The sequence below is a fragment of the Pseudomonas sp. NFACC13-1 genome (assembly GCF_900104425.1).
Taxonomy (GTDB): Bacteria; Pseudomonadota; Gammaproteobacteria; order Pseudomonadales; family Pseudomonadaceae; genus Aquipseudomonas; species Aquipseudomonas fluorescens_AA.
In genome coordinates, this window is sequence record NZ_FMXV01000011.1 from 76,273 (window position 1) to 90,379 (window position 14,107).

The window sequence follows — 14,107 nt, forward strand, 5'->3', positions numbered from 1 at the left end:
TGTGGGAGCGAGCTTGCTCGCGATGCTTTTAGCGGTCGAGAAAACTACGCAAACACTCCACCTGCTGCCGATGCGCAACCTCCTGCACCACCGGCCGCAACCGCACCTGTGCCCCCGGCAGGCATTGCGCCAGCCGGGCCAGGGCCAACGGTGTCAGGGCGCCCAAGCGTGGATAACCGCCGATGGTTTGCCTGTCGTTGAGCAGCACGATCGGCTGGCCGTCCGGCGGCACCTGCACAGCGCCCAGGGGGATACCTTCGGAAATCATCGCCGCCCCCTGATACTCCAGCGCCGTGCCCAGCAACCGCATGCCCATGCGGTCGGCGCGACTGTCCAGCGTCCACGGGGTGTTGAACGCGTCGAACAGGCTCTGCCCGCTGAACGCGCCATTCTGCGCCCCCAGGATCAGGTCCAGCGGCTGCGCCTGCTGGAAATCCGGAATCCGCGTGTGCGGCATGGGCCGAGGCGTCGCCGTGCCCGAATAGCTCAAGTGCGCGCCGCGACTCAGCGCCCGCCCCCGTCCATCCAGCCCACCGAGTTCCTCGCGCACCACCGTCGCCCGGCTGCCCAGCACCGCAGGCGCATTGAAACCGCCAGGGGCCGCCAGATAAGCCCGGGCACCGAGCACCGGCTGGGTGAGCGCCAGCACCTGGCCCTTGCGCAGGCTGAAGAAGCGCCACGATGCCACGCCCTGGCCGTCTATTCGCGCGCCCAGGTCCGCCCCGGCCAGCGCCAGCACGCAATCCTCTTCGGCCACCACGGTAAAGCCGCCGAGGGTAATCTCCACTACCGCCGCGTCCAGGCCATTGCCGAGCATCCAATTGGCCCAGGCCATCGACAGCCAGTCCGCCGCCCCGCCCTGGGTCACGCCCAGGTGCCTCACGCCGAAACGGCCGGCGTCCTGCAACAGGCACAGCGGTGTGCTGGCCTCAATCAACAACCGGCTCATGCCTGGGTCTCCAACGCTGTGTCGTCGCCACCCAGCGCGATGAATTCGGCACGGTCCACGGGGGCAAAACGCACCGTGTCCCCCGGCTGCATCAGGCTGTAGCCGTCGCGCTCACGATCAAACAATCTGGCCGGGGTGCGACCGATCAGGTTCCAGCCACCGGGCGACACCACCGGATACGCCGCGGTCTGGCGTTCGGCGATGCCGACACTGCCCGCGGCCACGCGCTTGCGCGGCGTGTCGAGGCGCGGTGCAGCCAATGCTTCGTCCACCAGCCCCATGAAGGCGAAGCCGGGCGCGAAGCCCAGCGCAAACACCTGGTACTCGCGTTCGCTGTGGCGACGGATCACCTGGGCGACCGTCAAGCCGCCGCGGCTCGCCAGCAGCGCCAGTTCCGGCCCGACACTAAGGTCGTACCACACCGGCAGCACGTGACATTGGCCGGCGGTCCGGGCATCCGGGGAGAGGTCATGCAGCGCCTCGCCGATCAATGCGCGGGCCTGGGCCGGGTCCAGGGCGAGCAAGTCGTAGTGCACCATCAAGGTGGTGTAGGACGGCACCAGATCGATCAGATGTTCGGCAAACACCGCACGCAGGCGCTCGCTGGCGGCGAGCATCCAGGGCATGTTGGCCTCGGCGATCTCGTCGAACAGGCGCACCATCAGGCAGTCCACCGCCACCACTTCCAAGCGTGGTTTCATGGCGCACGCTGCCGGTCCAGGGCTTCGCGGATGCGTTGCACGGCCGCCACGGAGCTGGCGTTGTCACCGTGCACGCACAAGGTATTGGCCTTCAGGTGCAAGGCGCTGCCATCACTGGCGGTCAACGCATCGCCGCGGGCAATGGTCAGGGCCTGCCCGATAATGACCTCGGGATCGTGGTGCACCGCGCCCGGCGCTTGCCGCGAAACCAGGCGGCCGGCACTGTCGTAGGCACGATCGGCAAAGGCTTCGAACCACAGGGTCAGGCCGTACTCGTCGCCCAAGGCCTGGGCGGCGCTGTTGTCCCGGGTCGCCAGGAGCATCAGCGGCAGTTGCCGATCATAGGCCGCGACAGCCTGGATCACCGCGCGCAGCTGCGCCGGGTTGGCCATCATGTCGTTGTACATCGCGCCGTGGGGTTTGACGTAGCTGACCTGCCCGCCCTGGGCCCGGCAGATGCCGTCGAGGGCGCCGATCTGGTAATGCAGCAAGTCCTGCAATTCCTGGGCGCCATAGGCCATGGAACGGCGGCCGAAGCCCGCCAGGTCTTGATAGGCCGGGTGCGCGCCGATCCGCACGCCGTGGCTCAGGGCCAGGCTGACGGTCTTGCGCATGATGCTCGGGTCGCCAGCGTGGAAACCGCAGGCGATGTTGGCGCAATCGATGAAGGGCATCACCTCGGCGTCCAGACCCATGGTCCAGTTGCCGAAGCTTTCGCCAATGTCGCAGTTCAATAGCAGGCGGTTCACGGTGAACGCTCCTGTAGGTTCTTTCTTTTATTTAGCTGTGGGGCACGTACCCCACAGGTTATCAGTTACTCGGCTTCCAACTGCTTGCCTTGGGTTTCCGGCAGGCTCAGGGCCGCCAGGATCACCACGCCATAGGACACCGCTGCGAACGCCCCGATACCCACGCTCAGCGGCACCTTCTGGCTCAGAATACCGATCAACAGCGGGAACAATGCCGCCACCGCCCGGCCAATGTTGTAGCAGAAGCCTTGGCCCGAACCACGAATGCGCGTAGGAAACAGTTCGGTGAGGAACGAGCCCATGCCGCTGAACATGCCCGACGCGAAGAACCCCAAGGGGAAGCCCAGCCAGAGCATCACGTTATTGCTCACCGGCACCTGGGTGTACAGCAGGACGATGGTGAAGGAGCCGACGGCGTACAGGACGAAGTTCTTTTTGCGCCCCAGGATGTCACTCAAATAGGCACTGATGACGTAACCCACGTAGGAACCGACGATCACCATCGCCAGGTAGCCGCCGGTGCTCAATACACTCAGGCCGCGCTCATTTTTCAGGAATGTCGGCAGCCAGGACGTGATGGCGTAGTAACCGCCCAGGGCACCGGTGGTCAGCAGCGAGGCGCGTAGGGTGGTGAAGAGAATGCCGGGGGCAAAAATCTCGTAGAACTTCGCTGGGTTTTCCGGCGTCAGCCGGGCCTTGGTCTGGTTATAGACGTCTGGATCCTTGACCAGTCGGCGGACGAAAATCACGAACACCGCCGGCACGATGCCGAGGATGAACAGGGCGCGCCAGGCGTCTTCCGGCGGCAGCACCGAGAACAGCAGCGCATACAGGATCGCCGTCAGGCCCCAGCCCAGCGCCCAGCCCGACTGCACCATGCCCACGGCCTTGCCGCGGTCCTTGGCACGGATCACCTCGCCCATCAACACCGCACCGGCGGTCCACTCGCCACCAAAGCCGAAGCCCATCAAAGTGCGAGCGATCAACAGTTGTTCGTAGTTCTGGGCAAAGCCGCACAGGAAGGTGAAGAAGGCAAACCACAGCACTGTCAGTTGCAGGGTGCGCACCCGACCGATCCGGTCGGAGAGAATGCCCGCCAGCCAGCCGCCAATGGCCGAAGCGATCAAGGTGCTGGTGTGGATCAGGCCTGCCTGGCCGGTGGTGATGCCCCACATCGCGATCAGGGTCGGCACCACGAAACTGAGCATCTGGGTGTCCATGCCGTCCAGGGCGTAACCGATCTTGCAGCTCCAGAAAGTGCGACGTTCCTGCTGGTTGATGTTGCGATACCAATCGAACGGGCCAGAACGGGCCTGGGGTTGGGGGACGCCGAGCGTGTCGGGTGCACTCATGGGGGTTCTCCACGGTTTTATTGTTGTGAGTCTCGACGACGCTGACGTGGAGACCGTTGCCCCGATTCTTGAGCGCGTGGCCGATCCCGTCCAACGAATAAAACCCTGGCTGGGTCATAAGAAAAACTTGATTGGGTTAGACGCCGGGCCTGGCTGAACACCGTTGTGGCGAGGGGATTCATCCCCGTTGGGCTGCGAAGCAGCCCCCCAATGCAGCAATAGAAATGATCCGCCTGACACATGTGGTGGCCTTGTAAGGGGCCGCTTCGCGCCCCAGCGGGGATAAATCCCCTCGCCACAGAAGCCGGCGGCGGTTTTACAACCCCCGCAGATCCCGCTCTTCAATCGGCCGCCCCTGACGCAGGCGCTTGCCACCCAGCACCACCCAGTCGATCAGGCGGAACAGGCACTCCAGGCCGAACGACAGCAACATCGCGCCGCTGATGCCCCAGACCATGGCCTCGGGGGTCAGCAGGATCTGGTAGCTGTAGCCGTTCCAGGTTTCCTTGCGAATGTCCGGATCGGCGGCCAGCGCCACTTGCAGCAGGCGGATGTACCACGGCCCTTGCATGGCCTGGAATTGCTTGTCCAGGGCCTGTTGGCGCACGAGCAAGGTGTTCAGGCTGTCGGCATCGCTGCGAAAGATCGGGTCCTCGCTGGCGCGGTAATGGGCCACCAGGGCCTGCATGTCGCCCTTGAAGAACTGGTTGGCGGTGCCCTGGAAACCTTGCAGGCCGGTCTGCGCCTCGATCAGGTGAGCCTCGACCCGCTTGGCGTAATCATTGATGAAGCCCGGCACCTGGACCCCAACCAACAGGCCCACCGCGAACAACACCAGCCGTAGATAACTGAGCAACATAGCGTGACGTCCTTATTCGGTCCGGCCATGGCTGACGCATTCGCCGCGTCGCCACAGGCTCCATTGGCCCGGTTCGTAGCGGGTCCAGGTTTCGTTTTCGGTCAAGGGCTCGGTGGCGATCACCGTGACCACGTCGTTGGGCGTGGTTTCCGCCTGGAAATCGACAATCACATCCACGTCCTTGAGCCGCGCCGGGCCGAACGGCGCGCGACGGGTGATCTGGGCCAGTTTGGTCGAGCAGTAGCAGAACAGCCAGTCGCCATCGCTGAGCAGGCAGTTGAACACGCCTTTGCTGCGGTATTCGGTGCAGGCCTCGATCAACGACGGCAGCAGCTGTTCTACCTCCACCGGCTCCGGGAAGGCCTGGCGCACGCGGTTGAGCAAATCGCAGAAGGCCGCTTCGCTGTCGGTGTCGCCCACCGGGCGGTAGAAGCTCACGCCCGGTTGGAAATCGGCCAGCTGGCCGTTGTGGGCAAAACACCAGTTGCGGCCCCACAACTCGCGCACGAAGGGGTGGGTGTTGGACAGGCAGACTTTACCGACATTGGCCTGGCGAATATGCCCGATCACCACTTCGCTCTTGATCGGATAGCGCTGCACCAGGTTCGCCACCTCCGATTCGCTGCTGGCGGCCGGGTCCTGGAACAGGCGCAGGCCACGACCTTCATAGAAGGCGATGCCCCACCCGTCCCGGTGCGGCCCGGTCTTGCCACCGCGCTGCATCAGCCCGGTGAAGCTGAACACGATGTCGGTCGGCACATTGGCGCTCATGCCCAGTAACTCACACATGCTCGAACTCTCGCTTCAAGGGGCAGGCCTGCTTACAGGCGCGGTTCGATACGCGAACGCTGGGGGTTGCTCGGCACGGGCGGGCGACCGTAGCGGTCGTCACCGGCCACGCCGAACGGTGGTTCGTCCTCTGGCTCATCGGCCGCGGCGGCGGCTTTGGCGGCGGCCGCCCGTTCCTTGCGCGCGTTGGCGGCGCGCTCGATGGGGAAGCGGATCAGCACGACCACCAAATAGAGGCCGAAGGCGATCATGCCGTACATGAGCAGATCGGACGCCGCCCGCCAGACGTTGTTGCCAACCTTGAACAGGATGTCCAGGGCGACAATGGCCAAGGCCGGGGCGACTTTGTCCTTCACCGGGTCGACGATGGTGGGGCTGAACAGCAACACCGCCATCAGCAAGCGCAGCGGTTCGCGCAACCAGCGCCACATCCAGCGGGTCATGCGCATCCACACCAGCAGGCAGCCCAGGGCAGCGAAGGCGTAGAGGCCCCAGGCGATCAGATAGTCATTCTCGGTCATGGTGTCCATGGCAAGGCAGGCAAAGAGACGCTTATAGTAACGGCTTTTCGCGCGTCAGGCTGCCCCGGCGTCTGGCGAATGGCCTGTGTGGTGGCTTCTGTCCAGGCCGCGTGTCCCTTTTCGTACAACGTTCGAGAGCCTTTCATGTCCCTATCTGCCCACGTTTCCAACGCCCCGATTGCCCGCAGGGACGCCGGTGTTGACCCGTACGCCTGGCTGCAAGAGCGCGACACCGACGCCGTGCTCGACTACCTCAAGGCGGAAAACAGCTATCAGGAGGCGCAACTCGCCGATCAGGCCGAACTGCGTGAAACCCTGTTCCAGGAAATCAAGGGCCGGATCCTCGAGACCGACCTGTCACTGCCCTCGCCCTGGGGCCCATATCTGTATTACACCCGCACCACGGCCGGTGACGAGTACCCGCGCCACTACCGCTGCCCACGCCCGGCCGACGACAGCCTGAGCGTGGACGAAAGCCACGAACAACTGCTGCTGGACCCCAACGCGCTGGCCGGCGGCGAATTCTTTGCCCTGGGCGCCTTCAGCATCAGCCCCGACCACCAGCGCCTGGCCTACAGCCTGGATACCACGGGCGACGAGATCTACACCCTGTTCGTGAAGGAATTGTCCAACGACAAGGTCAGTGAACTGTCCTTCGACAATTGCGACGGCAGCATGACCTGGGCCAACGACAGCCTGACGCTGTTTTTTGGTGAGCTGGACGACACCCACCGCCCCCACAAACTCTGGCGCTATCGCCTGGACGGCACCGCCGCCGAAGAAGTGTTCCATGAGCCGGACGGGCGTTTCTTCCTGCATTGCTATCGTTCGAGCTCGGAAAAGCAACTGATCCTGTCCCTGGGCAGCAAGACCACCAGCGAAGTCTGGGTACTGGACGCCGCGCAACCGCAACAGCCCTTCACCTGCCTGGCGCCACGCCTGGAAAACCACGAATACGACGTCGACCACGGCCTGCTCGATGGCCAATGGACCTGGTTGATCCGCAGCAATCGCGACGGGATCAACTTCGCCCTGTACCAGGCCGCCGACACCGGCGTGGCGCCGACCGAGGCCGACTGGCAGAACCTGATCCCCCACAGCGATACGGTGATGATCGACGGCCTGAGCCTGAACGCCGGGGCCATGACCTTGAGCCTGCGTGAGGGCGGCCTGCCGATCATCGAGGTGCATCCCCAGGACTTGCCGGCGTATCGGGTGCAGTTGCCGGACGCGGCCTACAGCCTGCATGTGCAGAACAGCCTGGAATTCGTCAGCGACCGCATCCGCCTGCGCTACGAGGCCCTGAACCGTCCGGCCCAGATCCGTCAATTGGACCTGGCCAGCGGCAAACAGGTTGTGCTCAAGCAAACCCCGGTACTGGGCCCGTTCGACGCCGATGCCTACGTCAGCCAACGGCTGTGGGCGACGGCGCCAGACGGCACACAAGTGCCCATCAGCCTGGTGGTCAAGCGCGAAGCCCTCGGCCGGCCGGTGCCGCTGTACCTGTACGGCTACGGCGCTTACGGCGAAAGCCTCGACCCGTGGTTTTCCCATGCGCGGCTGAGCCTGCTCGACCGTGGCGTGGCGTTTGCCATCGCCCATGTGCGGGGCGGCGGAGAGCTGGGGGAAGCCTGGTATCGCGCCGGCAAACAGGAACACAAGCACAACACGTTCGGCGATTTCATCGCCTGTGCCGAGCATTTGATCGCCAACGGCTTCACCACCGCCGAACAACTGGCGATCAGCGGCGGCAGCGCTGGTGGCCTGCTGATCGGCGCGGTGCTCAACCAACGCCCGGAGCTGTTCAAGGTCGCGATTGCCGAGGTGCCGTTCGTCGATGTGCTCAACACCATGCTCGACCCGGACCTGCCGCTGACCGTCACCGAATACGACGAATGGGGCAATCCTGAGGAACCGGACGTTTATGATCGGATCCGGGCCTACGCCCCGTACGAAAACGTACGCGCCCAGGCGTACCCGGCGCTGCTGGTGATCGCCGGTTACAACGACAGTCGCGTGCAGTACTGGGAAGCGGCCAAGTGGGTGGCGAAATTGCGCGCCACCAAGACCGATGACAACCCCCTGCTGCTCAAGACCGAACTGGGTGCCGGCCACGGCGGAATGAGCGGGCGCTACCAGGGATTGCGTGACGTAGCGCTCGAATATGCATTTGTCTTGAAGGTTTTGGGGTTGGGCTGAGGAACTCTGTGGGATGGCCGGGTCTTAGCTCCATGCGCTGGGCATCCCAGATCAAATAACAAGGGTTCCTCTTCAATCCAAACCCGTAGCAGACACAAGAAAAAGACCGTGCCAACATGTCAGAACCGACCTTACTGAACAAAGAAATCCGCGACTGGCTGATGGACTGCGGTCTGTTCGACCAGTTGCTGCCCGTCGACTTCGCCGCCGCGTCGGGCTACTTCAGCATCAGCGCCATCGCCGAGGGCGAAGCGATTTTCCACGAGGGCGATGCCGGCAGCTTCATGTGCATCATCCACACCGGCCAGGTGGCCGTGCAGAAAACCGGTCCCGACGGCCAACCCGTGACCATCGCCACGCTGCGCAGCGGTCGGGCCTTCGGTGAAATGGCCGTGCTCGACGGCGAACGGCGCTCGGCCAGTTGCATCGCCGCCAGTGATTGCCAGTTGCTGAATCTGGGCAAGGACTCCCTGGAAAAAATGCTCAACGACGCCCCCAAGATCGCCGCCAAGATCATCCGCGCCCTCGCCGTCTCCCTGTCCAAGCGCCTGCGCATGGCCGATGGACAGTTGTTGTCGCAGCAGGTCTGACAACAACACATAAACCCTGTGGGAGCGAGCTTGCTCGCGATGGCGGCGGATCAGCCAGCATTGAAGTCGACTGACACACCGCTATCGCGAGCAAGCTCGCTCCCACAGGTTATTGAGTCGTCTTGTCGATTTACCCCCCCGGCGACTTGGCCTTCACCGGCTTCGGCTCCATGCCCGGTATCGGCAGGTCCTTGGGCGGCTTGGGCATTTCAATAGGCGGCAGCAAGGGCGGCCCACCGCTTCCGGTGCCCACCTTGGGCACACCGTTGGGCGTGACCGGCGGATACGGCATGGGGGTGGCGGTGCCCGGCGAGCCCGGGATGCTGGGCGGGTTGACCGGAATCGTCGGTTGTTGAGCCTGGGCGCAACTTATTGAGAGCGCCGCCAGGGCAATGGCCGTTAGAATGATGCACTTCATCAATGGCTCCGTGGCTATTGTCTGCTTTAAGGCTAGTCGTTACCGCGCGGTTTGCCCTCCTACGAGATTTCCATGAAACGTTTCGTTCTGCTCGACACCACACCCATCCCTGATAACGGCGGTGCCCTGTGCCTGTTCGAGTACGGCGAAGACTTCGTCATCAAGATCCAGGGCGGCGACGGCGGGCAGTTGATGAACACCCGCATGCACGGTTCCGAAGACGCCCTGGCAGAGATTCCTTGCCGCAAGGTCGCCGGTCGTCCTGGCTCGCGCGTGCTGATCGGCGGCCTCGGCATGGGCTTTACCCTCGCCTCGGCCCTCAAGCACCTGGGCAAGACCGCCGAAGTGGTGGTGGCCGAGCTGGTGCCCGGTGTGGTGGAGTGGAACCGTGGCCCCTTGGGTGAAAAAGCCGGGCGACCGCTGGCAGACCCGCGCACGGTGATCCGCATGGAAGACGTGGCCAAGGTGCTGCAAGCCGAGCCCCAGGGTTTCGACGCGATCATGCTGGACGTCGACAACGGCCCGGAAGGCCTGACCCAGAAAGCCAACAGCTGGCTGTATTCGGCCGGTGGCCTGGCTGCCTGCGCCAAGGCCCTGCGGCCCAAGGGCGTATTGGCGGTGTGGTCGGCCAGCGCTGACCGGCAGTTCTCCGACAAGCTGAAGAAAGCCGGCTTCAAGGCCGAGGAAGTGCAAGTGTTCGCCCATGGCAACAAAGGCACCCGCCACACCATCTGGATTGCCGAGAAACTCAAGGGCTAAGCTAAACTGTGCCCAACCGTCATCAGTCTTTATCTACAAAGGTGAACCCATGAGTTCGTCAACGCCACCGTCCAACACCGCCAAGCTGGACCGCATCCTCGCCGATGCCCAGCGCGACCGGGAGATGGGCTACCGCGACAAAGCCCTGAAAATGTACCCCCATGTCTGTGGCCGCTGCGCCCGTGAGTTTTCCGGCAAGCGCCTGAGCGAACTGACCGTCCACCACCGCGACCACAACCATGACAACAACCCCCAGGACGGTTCCAACTGGGAACTGCTGTGCCTGTACTGCCACGATAACGAGCACTCGCGCTACACCGACCAGCAATACTTCGGCGACGGCTCCCTGAGCACCCCGAAAATCGCCAAGGCGACCCACAACCCCTTCGCCGCGCTGGCCGGGTTGATGAAGAAAGACGAGTAATTTACAGCCTGTCAGGCCGCCATCGCGAGCAAGCTCGCTCCCACAGGGTTTTGTGAACGCCGAAATCCAGTGTGGGAGCGAGCTTGCTCGCGATGGCGATCAAACAGACACCACACATCTCGAACCTGACCACCCTCCCCCATTCCCCGTATAATCGCGCCTTTTCCCCAAAGGCACCCCGCCCGTGGCCAACAAACGCTATAGCTGCATCGGTCTGTTCAACCCCAAGTCACCGGAAAACGTCGGTTCGGTCATGCGTGCCGCCGGTTGCTACGGCGTGGCGTCAGTGTTCTACACCGGCAAGCGCTACGAGCGCGCCGCCGACTTCGTCACCGACACCAAGAAAGTCCACTACGACATCCCGCTGATCGGTATCGACGACCTGAAGAAAATCCTGCCCCTGGGCTGTGTGCCAGTGGCTGTGGAACTGGTGGAAGGCGCTCGCCCCCTGCCCGAATACACCCACCCGGACCGGGCGCTGTACATCTTCGGCCCGGAGGACGGTTCGCTGGACAAGGACATCCGCGACTGGTGCGAGGACGTGGTGTACATCCCCACCACCGGTTGCATGAACCTGGCCGCCACCGTCAACGTCGTGCTGTACGACCGCATGGCCAAAGGCAACAACACCCGTTCGGGGCCGCAATTCCGCTGATCGGTGCAAAACTCGATTGAACAAGGCAATCGCTCGGGCAGTCAGTTTTATACCAACCCCATACTGGAGACAGATCATGAGCGATAACAATCCGTTCGAGCCGATCGAGAGCACCCCTTTCCAATCTCGTCCGCCGCAAAACGTGCATGGTTGGGAACGCATTGGCTCACTGGCCGGCGGTGTGCTGATGATGGGCAAGGGCTTGCGGCGTGGTGGGGTGATTGGTCTGGCTCAATTGGCGATCGGCGGCATGGCCCTGGCGCGGGGCATCACCGGGCATTGCTCGGCCAAGAGCCTGCTGGAGAAGAATCGCCAGAATATGCACAGCGCCCGTGCCCGTATCGAGGAGGCCGGTGAGGAACTGAGTCGCCTGAAGGCCAATGCCGAGGCGGCGACTGGCACGGCGACGGTGACCGGGAATGATTCGCTGGTTTCGCCGAAGGCTGGGCTCTGATTTTTGCAGCGCCGCTGATGACCCCTTCGCGAGCAAGCTCGCTCCCACAGGTTTTGTGAACGCCGAAAGTCCAATGTGGGAGCGAGCTTGCTCGCGAAAGCGGTGTCACTGAAGTAACCGGGTATCCAGTACAGTAGAGGCCCCACCCAGAACGCTCTCACTGAGCTGCACAAACTCCTTGGTATCGACCGTCTCCAACCGCATCGCCCCCTGCAACACATCATCCAGCGAACGCTTGTTGCGGGTTTTCAGGCGAATCTCGCGGTCCAGTTCCTGCAACAGCAACACCGCCTTGGCCACCGCCGCCGGTCCGATCTGCTCGCCGCGCAAGGTGGTGACGCCCTTGCTCTCGCGGGCGAGCCGGTCGTTCAGGGTCTGGTAGCGCTCATCACTCAGGCCGCCGGCGCGGCGTAGCAGTTCAATGGCGTAGTACTCGGTCAGCCCCTCACTGATCCAGTCGCTACGATCCTGATCATTGACCCGGGCCAGCGCCTGCACCAACTCCCGCAACAACGGGCTGCTGCCCCGCTCGCTGACCAGCGGCGGTCGACTGTGCAGGTAAATCGAGTCATGGCCGGCCTGGGCACCACGCCACAGCGGATCGCCGGCGCCGACGATCAGCAACTTGGCCGGATGACGCGGCACCAACGCTTGCACCTGCGGCCAGACGAACGTCAGCAGCGTCAGCACATCCATCCGGCGCATGCCCTGGCCCTGGGGCGAGGCCACCGTCACTTCGGTTTCGCCCAGGCGTGTGCGGCGGCTGCCCAGTTTGCCGGCGAGCATCCAGCCAGTGGGGCGGTCGAACAGGCGCGAGGGGTTATCGATGCGAAAGCGTTGTTTGCCGATACGCGGCCAGGGGGTCTCGATGCTTTTCCAGCCATCGGGCAATTCCACCTCAAGACGGGCCACCAGTTCGACGCCATCCTGCTGGTCGAGCTTGGCCGCCGGCACCAGATCGTCGCCGCGCAGCAACGCCCACGTCGGGGTCATGCGGGTTTCGAAGGTGGCGTTCTTGCGGGCATGGCTGATGCGCACACGGTAGCTCAGGCTGGCCTTGTCGGTAGCCGGACGCCAGACGCCACGCGCCTCCTTGCCGGGGGTGAGCTGCCATTGGCCGTCGGCCTTGAAATCGCTGTAGCGGCTGCCGTCGCCGAGGTCGAAATCCAGGCTGCGCACCGCCGCCCCTCGGGCCAGGGTCAGGCGCACCTCGGCCTGATCGCTCTGTGGCAACAGGTGCACGTGGTAATCCAGGTCGACTTTCTGCGCCGCCCACAGCGGCCCGTACACCGCCAGCAGCCCGGCTGCCAGCATCCATTTCAATCCTGCAGCCATGGGTTCTCCCTGGTGGTGCACCGTCCGGTGGTTCAGCCGGCGCGGAAAATCAGATGATCTTCCCAATCGTCTTCCGGCACGCTGCCTTCGGCCAACATGCGCCCGGACTGGGAAATGCGTTCGTGGTGCACGGCCTCTCGATCACCGCAGACCAGGTGGTGCCACAACGGCAAGTCCTTGCCTTCGCTGACCAGCCGATAACCGCAGGTGGGCGGCAACCATTTGAACTCATCGGCCTTGCCCGGCGTGAGCTGGATGCAATCGGGCACGAACTCACGGCGATTAGGGTAGTCGGTGCACTGGCAGGTTTTCAGGTCCAGCAGTTTGCAGGCGATGCGTGTGTAGTAGACGCTGTTGTCGTCTTCGTCTTCGAGCTTTTGCAGGCAGCACAGGCCACAGCCGTCGCACAGCGATTCCCACTCCTGTGGATCGAGCTGATCGAGGGTTTTGCGTATCCAGAACGGTTCGACTTTGGCGGCCATGGCTCAAGCATCAACATCAGGTAGTGAAAGGCCGACAGTCTAGTGCCGGGACCTCCTCAGGCCAAGCATTGGCGACTGTCGGTAGGCAGGGGCTTGTCAGGCCGGGCGCCGGGACGTAGGTTGCTGCATTGTCTTTCCAAACTCGAGCCAGGTGAGCCCATGAGCGCCAATTCCCGCATTGCCGATTACGCGATCCACCCTCAGTTCATCGAACGCTGGTCGCCCCGCGCGTTTACCGGCGAAAGCATTGCCGAAGAAACCTTGCTGAGCTTTTTCGAAGCCGCGCGCTGGGCCCCTTCGGCCTACAATTCGCAGCCATGGCGCTTCCTGTACGCACGGCGCGACACGCCGAATTGGGAGCGTTTCCTGGGTTTGCTCAACGAATTCAACCGCGGCTGGGCCCAACACGCCTCGGCGCTGGTGATCGTCATCTCGAAAACCACCTTCGCGGTGCCCGGGGCCACGGAGGAAACCCCGGCGCAGAGCCACACCTTCGACACCGGCGCGGCCTGGGGCCACCTGGCGTTGCAAGCCAGCCTCAGCGGCTGGCACACCCATGGCATGGCCGGTTTCGACCAGGAACTGACCCGCAAGGAACTGAAGATCCCGGAAGGCTACGCTCTGCACGCCGCCGTAGCGATTGGCAAGCTGGGGGACAAATCGACCCTGGCCGAATACCTCCAGGCCCGCGAAGTTCCAAGCCCGCGCCGGCCATTGAGCGAACTGGTGGCCGAAGGCGACTTCACCCTGTAACCCTATTCTGTGCCCACTGAAAACCCACTGAGGGAGCGAGCTCGCTCGCGATGGCGTCAGGTCAGCCACTTTGATGTTGACTGAAGCACCGCTATCGCGAGCAAGCTCGCTCCCACAT

General features: G+C 63.6%; 17 protein-coding genes. 7 read left to right on the forward strand and 10 right to left on the reverse strand.

Annotated features, from left to right (window positions below):
* Positions 1-28 precede the first annotated feature (28 nt).
* The 7 genes from BLQ55_RS15395 to BLQ55_RS15425 form a co-directional block, all read right to left on the reverse strand.
* On the reverse strand, positions 29-949 hold the full coding sequence (locus tag BLQ55_RS15395) for a 5-oxoprolinase subunit C family protein (protein WP_060738729.1): 921 nt from the start codon (positions 947-949) through the stop codon (positions 29-31).
* Positions 946-1,650, reverse strand: coding sequence for a 5-oxoprolinase subunit PxpB (pxpB, locus tag BLQ55_RS15400; protein ID WP_092254960.1), 705 nt, complete (start codon positions 1,648-1,650; stop codon positions 946-948). The genes BLQ55_RS15395 and pxpB overlap by 4 nt, the downstream gene beginning before the upstream one ends.
* A complete protein-coding gene (locus tag BLQ55_RS15405) occupies positions 1,647-2,399 on the reverse strand; it encodes a 5-oxoprolinase subunit PxpA (protein ID WP_092254963.1) in 753 nt (250 codons plus the stop codon). Before BLQ55_RS15405 ends, pxpB begins: the two co-directional genes overlap by 4 nt.
* 65 nt (positions 2,400-2,464) lie before the next feature.
* Positions 2,465-3,751 (reverse strand): MFS transporter, encoded by a 1,287-nt coding sequence (locus BLQ55_RS15410; RefSeq protein ID WP_092204657.1) that lies wholly within the window; start codon positions 3,749-3,751, stop codon positions 2,465-2,467.
* A 316-nt stretch (positions 3,752-4,067) separates the two neighbouring features.
* Positions 4,068-4,610 (reverse strand): DUF2937 family protein, encoded by a 543-nt coding sequence (locus tag BLQ55_RS15415; RefSeq protein WP_018607553.1) that lies wholly within the window; start codon positions 4,608-4,610, stop codon positions 4,068-4,070.
* Between the two features lie 12 nt (positions 4,611-4,622).
* Positions 4,623-5,399, reverse strand: a complete 777-nt coding sequence (locus BLQ55_RS15420) for a class II glutamine amidotransferase (RefSeq protein ID WP_053120116.1) — start codon at positions 5,397-5,399, stop codon at positions 4,623-4,625.
* Between the two features lie 32 nt (positions 5,400-5,431).
* A complete protein-coding gene (locus BLQ55_RS15425) occupies positions 5,432-5,929 on the reverse strand; it encodes an MFS transporter (RefSeq protein WP_092204658.1) in 498 nt (165 codons plus the stop codon).
* A gap of 135 nt (positions 5,930-6,064) precedes the next feature.
* Between BLQ55_RS15425 and BLQ55_RS15430 the strand changes: the two genes are divergently transcribed.
* Both BLQ55_RS15430 and BLQ55_RS15435 read left to right on the forward strand, forming a co-directional pair.
* Positions 6,065-8,119: a S9 family peptidase gene (locus BLQ55_RS15430; RefSeq protein ID WP_092254967.1), complete on the forward strand. Its 2,055-nt coding sequence runs from the start codon at positions 6,065-6,067 to the stop codon at positions 8,117-8,119.
* A 116-nt stretch (positions 8,120-8,235) separates the two neighbouring features.
* Positions 8,236-8,709, forward strand: coding sequence for a cyclic nucleotide-binding domain-containing protein (locus tag BLQ55_RS15435; protein ID WP_057449793.1), 474 nt, complete (start codon positions 8,236-8,238; stop codon positions 8,707-8,709).
* A gap of 130 nt (positions 8,710-8,839) precedes the next feature.
* On the opposite strand, the gene BLQ55_RS15440 is transcribed toward BLQ55_RS15435, so the two are convergent.
* Positions 8,840-9,127 (reverse strand): hypothetical protein, encoded by a 288-nt coding sequence (locus BLQ55_RS15440; RefSeq protein WP_092254970.1) that lies wholly within the window; start codon positions 9,125-9,127, stop codon positions 8,840-8,842.
* A 72-nt stretch (positions 9,128-9,199) separates the two neighbouring features.
* Here BLQ55_RS15440 and BLQ55_RS15445 point away from each other — a divergent pair, with 72 nt between their 5' ends.
* The 4 genes from BLQ55_RS15445 to BLQ55_RS15460 all read left to right on the forward strand — a co-directional run bounded on the left by BLQ55_RS15445 (position 9,200) and on the right by BLQ55_RS15460 (position 11,419).
* Positions 9,200-9,886: a spermidine synthase gene (locus tag BLQ55_RS15445; protein ID WP_018607541.1), complete on the forward strand. Its 687-nt coding sequence runs from the start codon at positions 9,200-9,202 to the stop codon at positions 9,884-9,886.
* Positions 9,887-9,935: 49 nt separating this feature from the next.
* A complete protein-coding gene (locus BLQ55_RS15450; protein WP_003184246.1) occupies positions 9,936-10,310 on the forward strand; it encodes a YajD family HNH nuclease in 375 nt (124 codons plus the stop codon).
* Between the two features lie 184 nt (positions 10,311-10,494).
* Entirely contained in the window at positions 10,495-10,965 is a 471-nt protein-coding gene (locus BLQ55_RS15455; RefSeq protein WP_003198862.1) for an RNA methyltransferase, read from the forward strand.
* Between the two features lie 76 nt (positions 10,966-11,041).
* Positions 11,042-11,419, forward strand: a complete 378-nt coding sequence (locus BLQ55_RS15460) for a YgaP family membrane protein (protein WP_092204662.1) — start codon at positions 11,042-11,044, stop codon at positions 11,417-11,419.
* Between the two features lie 105 nt (positions 11,420-11,524).
* On the opposite strand, the gene BLQ55_RS15465 is transcribed toward BLQ55_RS15460, so the two are convergent.
* Positions 11,525-12,754 carry a hypothetical protein gene (locus BLQ55_RS15465; protein WP_092254973.1) on the reverse strand — a complete coding sequence of 410 codons (1,230 nt, stop codon included), beginning with the start codon at positions 12,752-12,754 and terminating at the stop codon, positions 11,525-11,527.
* A gap of 32 nt (positions 12,755-12,786) precedes the next feature.
* The gene (locus BLQ55_RS15470; protein WP_092173122.1) at positions 12,787-13,236 is read right to left on the reverse strand and encodes a YcgN family cysteine cluster protein; all 450 of its coding nucleotides are present in this window, start codon (positions 13,234-13,236) and stop codon (positions 12,787-12,789) included.
* A gap of 159 nt (positions 13,237-13,395) precedes the next feature.
* On the opposite strand from BLQ55_RS15470, the gene BLQ55_RS15475 reads away from it, so the two are divergent.
* Positions 13,396-13,989: a nitroreductase family protein gene (locus BLQ55_RS15475; protein ID WP_092204664.1), complete on the forward strand. Its 594-nt coding sequence runs from the start codon at positions 13,396-13,398 to the stop codon at positions 13,987-13,989.
* Positions 13,990-14,107 lie beyond the last annotated feature (118 nt).

What these genes read in the sequence shown, in the direction of transcription:
- BLQ55_RS15395 (WP_060738729.1), bottom strand. Translation starts at nt 949, where the DNA reads ATGAGCCGGTTGTTGATTGAGGCCAGCACACCGCTGTGCCTGTTGCAG.
- pxpB (WP_092254960.1), bottom strand. Translation starts at nt 1,650, where the DNA reads ATGAAACCACGCTTGGAAGTGGTGGCGGTGGACTGCCTGATGGTGCGC.
- BLQ55_RS15410 (WP_092204657.1), bottom strand. Translation starts at nt 3,751, where the DNA reads ATGAGTGCACCCGACACGCTCGGCGTCCCCCAACCCCAGGCCCGTTCT.
- BLQ55_RS15415 (WP_018607553.1), bottom strand. Translation starts at nt 4,610, where the DNA reads ATGTTGCTCAGTTATCTACGGCTGGTGTTGTTCGCGGTGGGCCTGTTG.
- BLQ55_RS15420 (WP_053120116.1), bottom strand. Translation starts at nt 5,399, where the DNA reads ATGTGTGAGTTACTGGGCATGAGCGCCAATGTGCCGACCGACATCGTG.
- BLQ55_RS15425 (WP_092204658.1), bottom strand. Translation starts at nt 5,929, where the DNA reads ATGGACACCATGACCGAGAATGACTATCTGATCGCCTGGGGCCTCTAC.
- BLQ55_RS15430 (WP_092254967.1), top strand. Translation starts at nt 6,065, where the DNA reads ATGTCCCTATCTGCCCACGTTTCCAACGCCCCGATTGCCCGCAGGGAC.
- BLQ55_RS15435 (WP_057449793.1), top strand. Translation starts at nt 8,236, where the DNA reads ATGTCAGAACCGACCTTACTGAACAAAGAAATCCGCGACTGGCTGATG.
- BLQ55_RS15440 (WP_092254970.1), bottom strand. Translation starts at nt 9,127, where the DNA reads ATGAAGTGCATCATTCTAACGGCCATTGCCCTGGCGGCGCTCTCAATA.
- BLQ55_RS15445 (WP_018607541.1), top strand. Translation starts at nt 9,200, where the DNA reads ATGAAACGTTTCGTTCTGCTCGACACCACACCCATCCCTGATAACGGC.
- BLQ55_RS15450 (WP_003184246.1), top strand. Translation starts at nt 9,936, where the DNA reads ATGAGTTCGTCAACGCCACCGTCCAACACCGCCAAGCTGGACCGCATC.
- BLQ55_RS15460 (WP_092204662.1), top strand. Translation starts at nt 11,042, where the DNA reads ATGAGCGATAACAATCCGTTCGAGCCGATCGAGAGCACCCCTTTCCAA.
- BLQ55_RS15465 (WP_092254973.1), bottom strand. Translation starts at nt 12,754, where the DNA reads ATGGCTGCAGGATTGAAATGGATGCTGGCAGCCGGGCTGCTGGCGGTG.
- BLQ55_RS15470 (WP_092173122.1), bottom strand. Translation starts at nt 13,236, where the DNA reads ATGGCCGCCAAAGTCGAACCGTTCTGGATACGCAAAACCCTCGATCAG.
- BLQ55_RS15475 (WP_092204664.1), top strand. Translation starts at nt 13,396, where the DNA reads ATGAGCGCCAATTCCCGCATTGCCGATTACGCGATCCACCCTCAGTTC.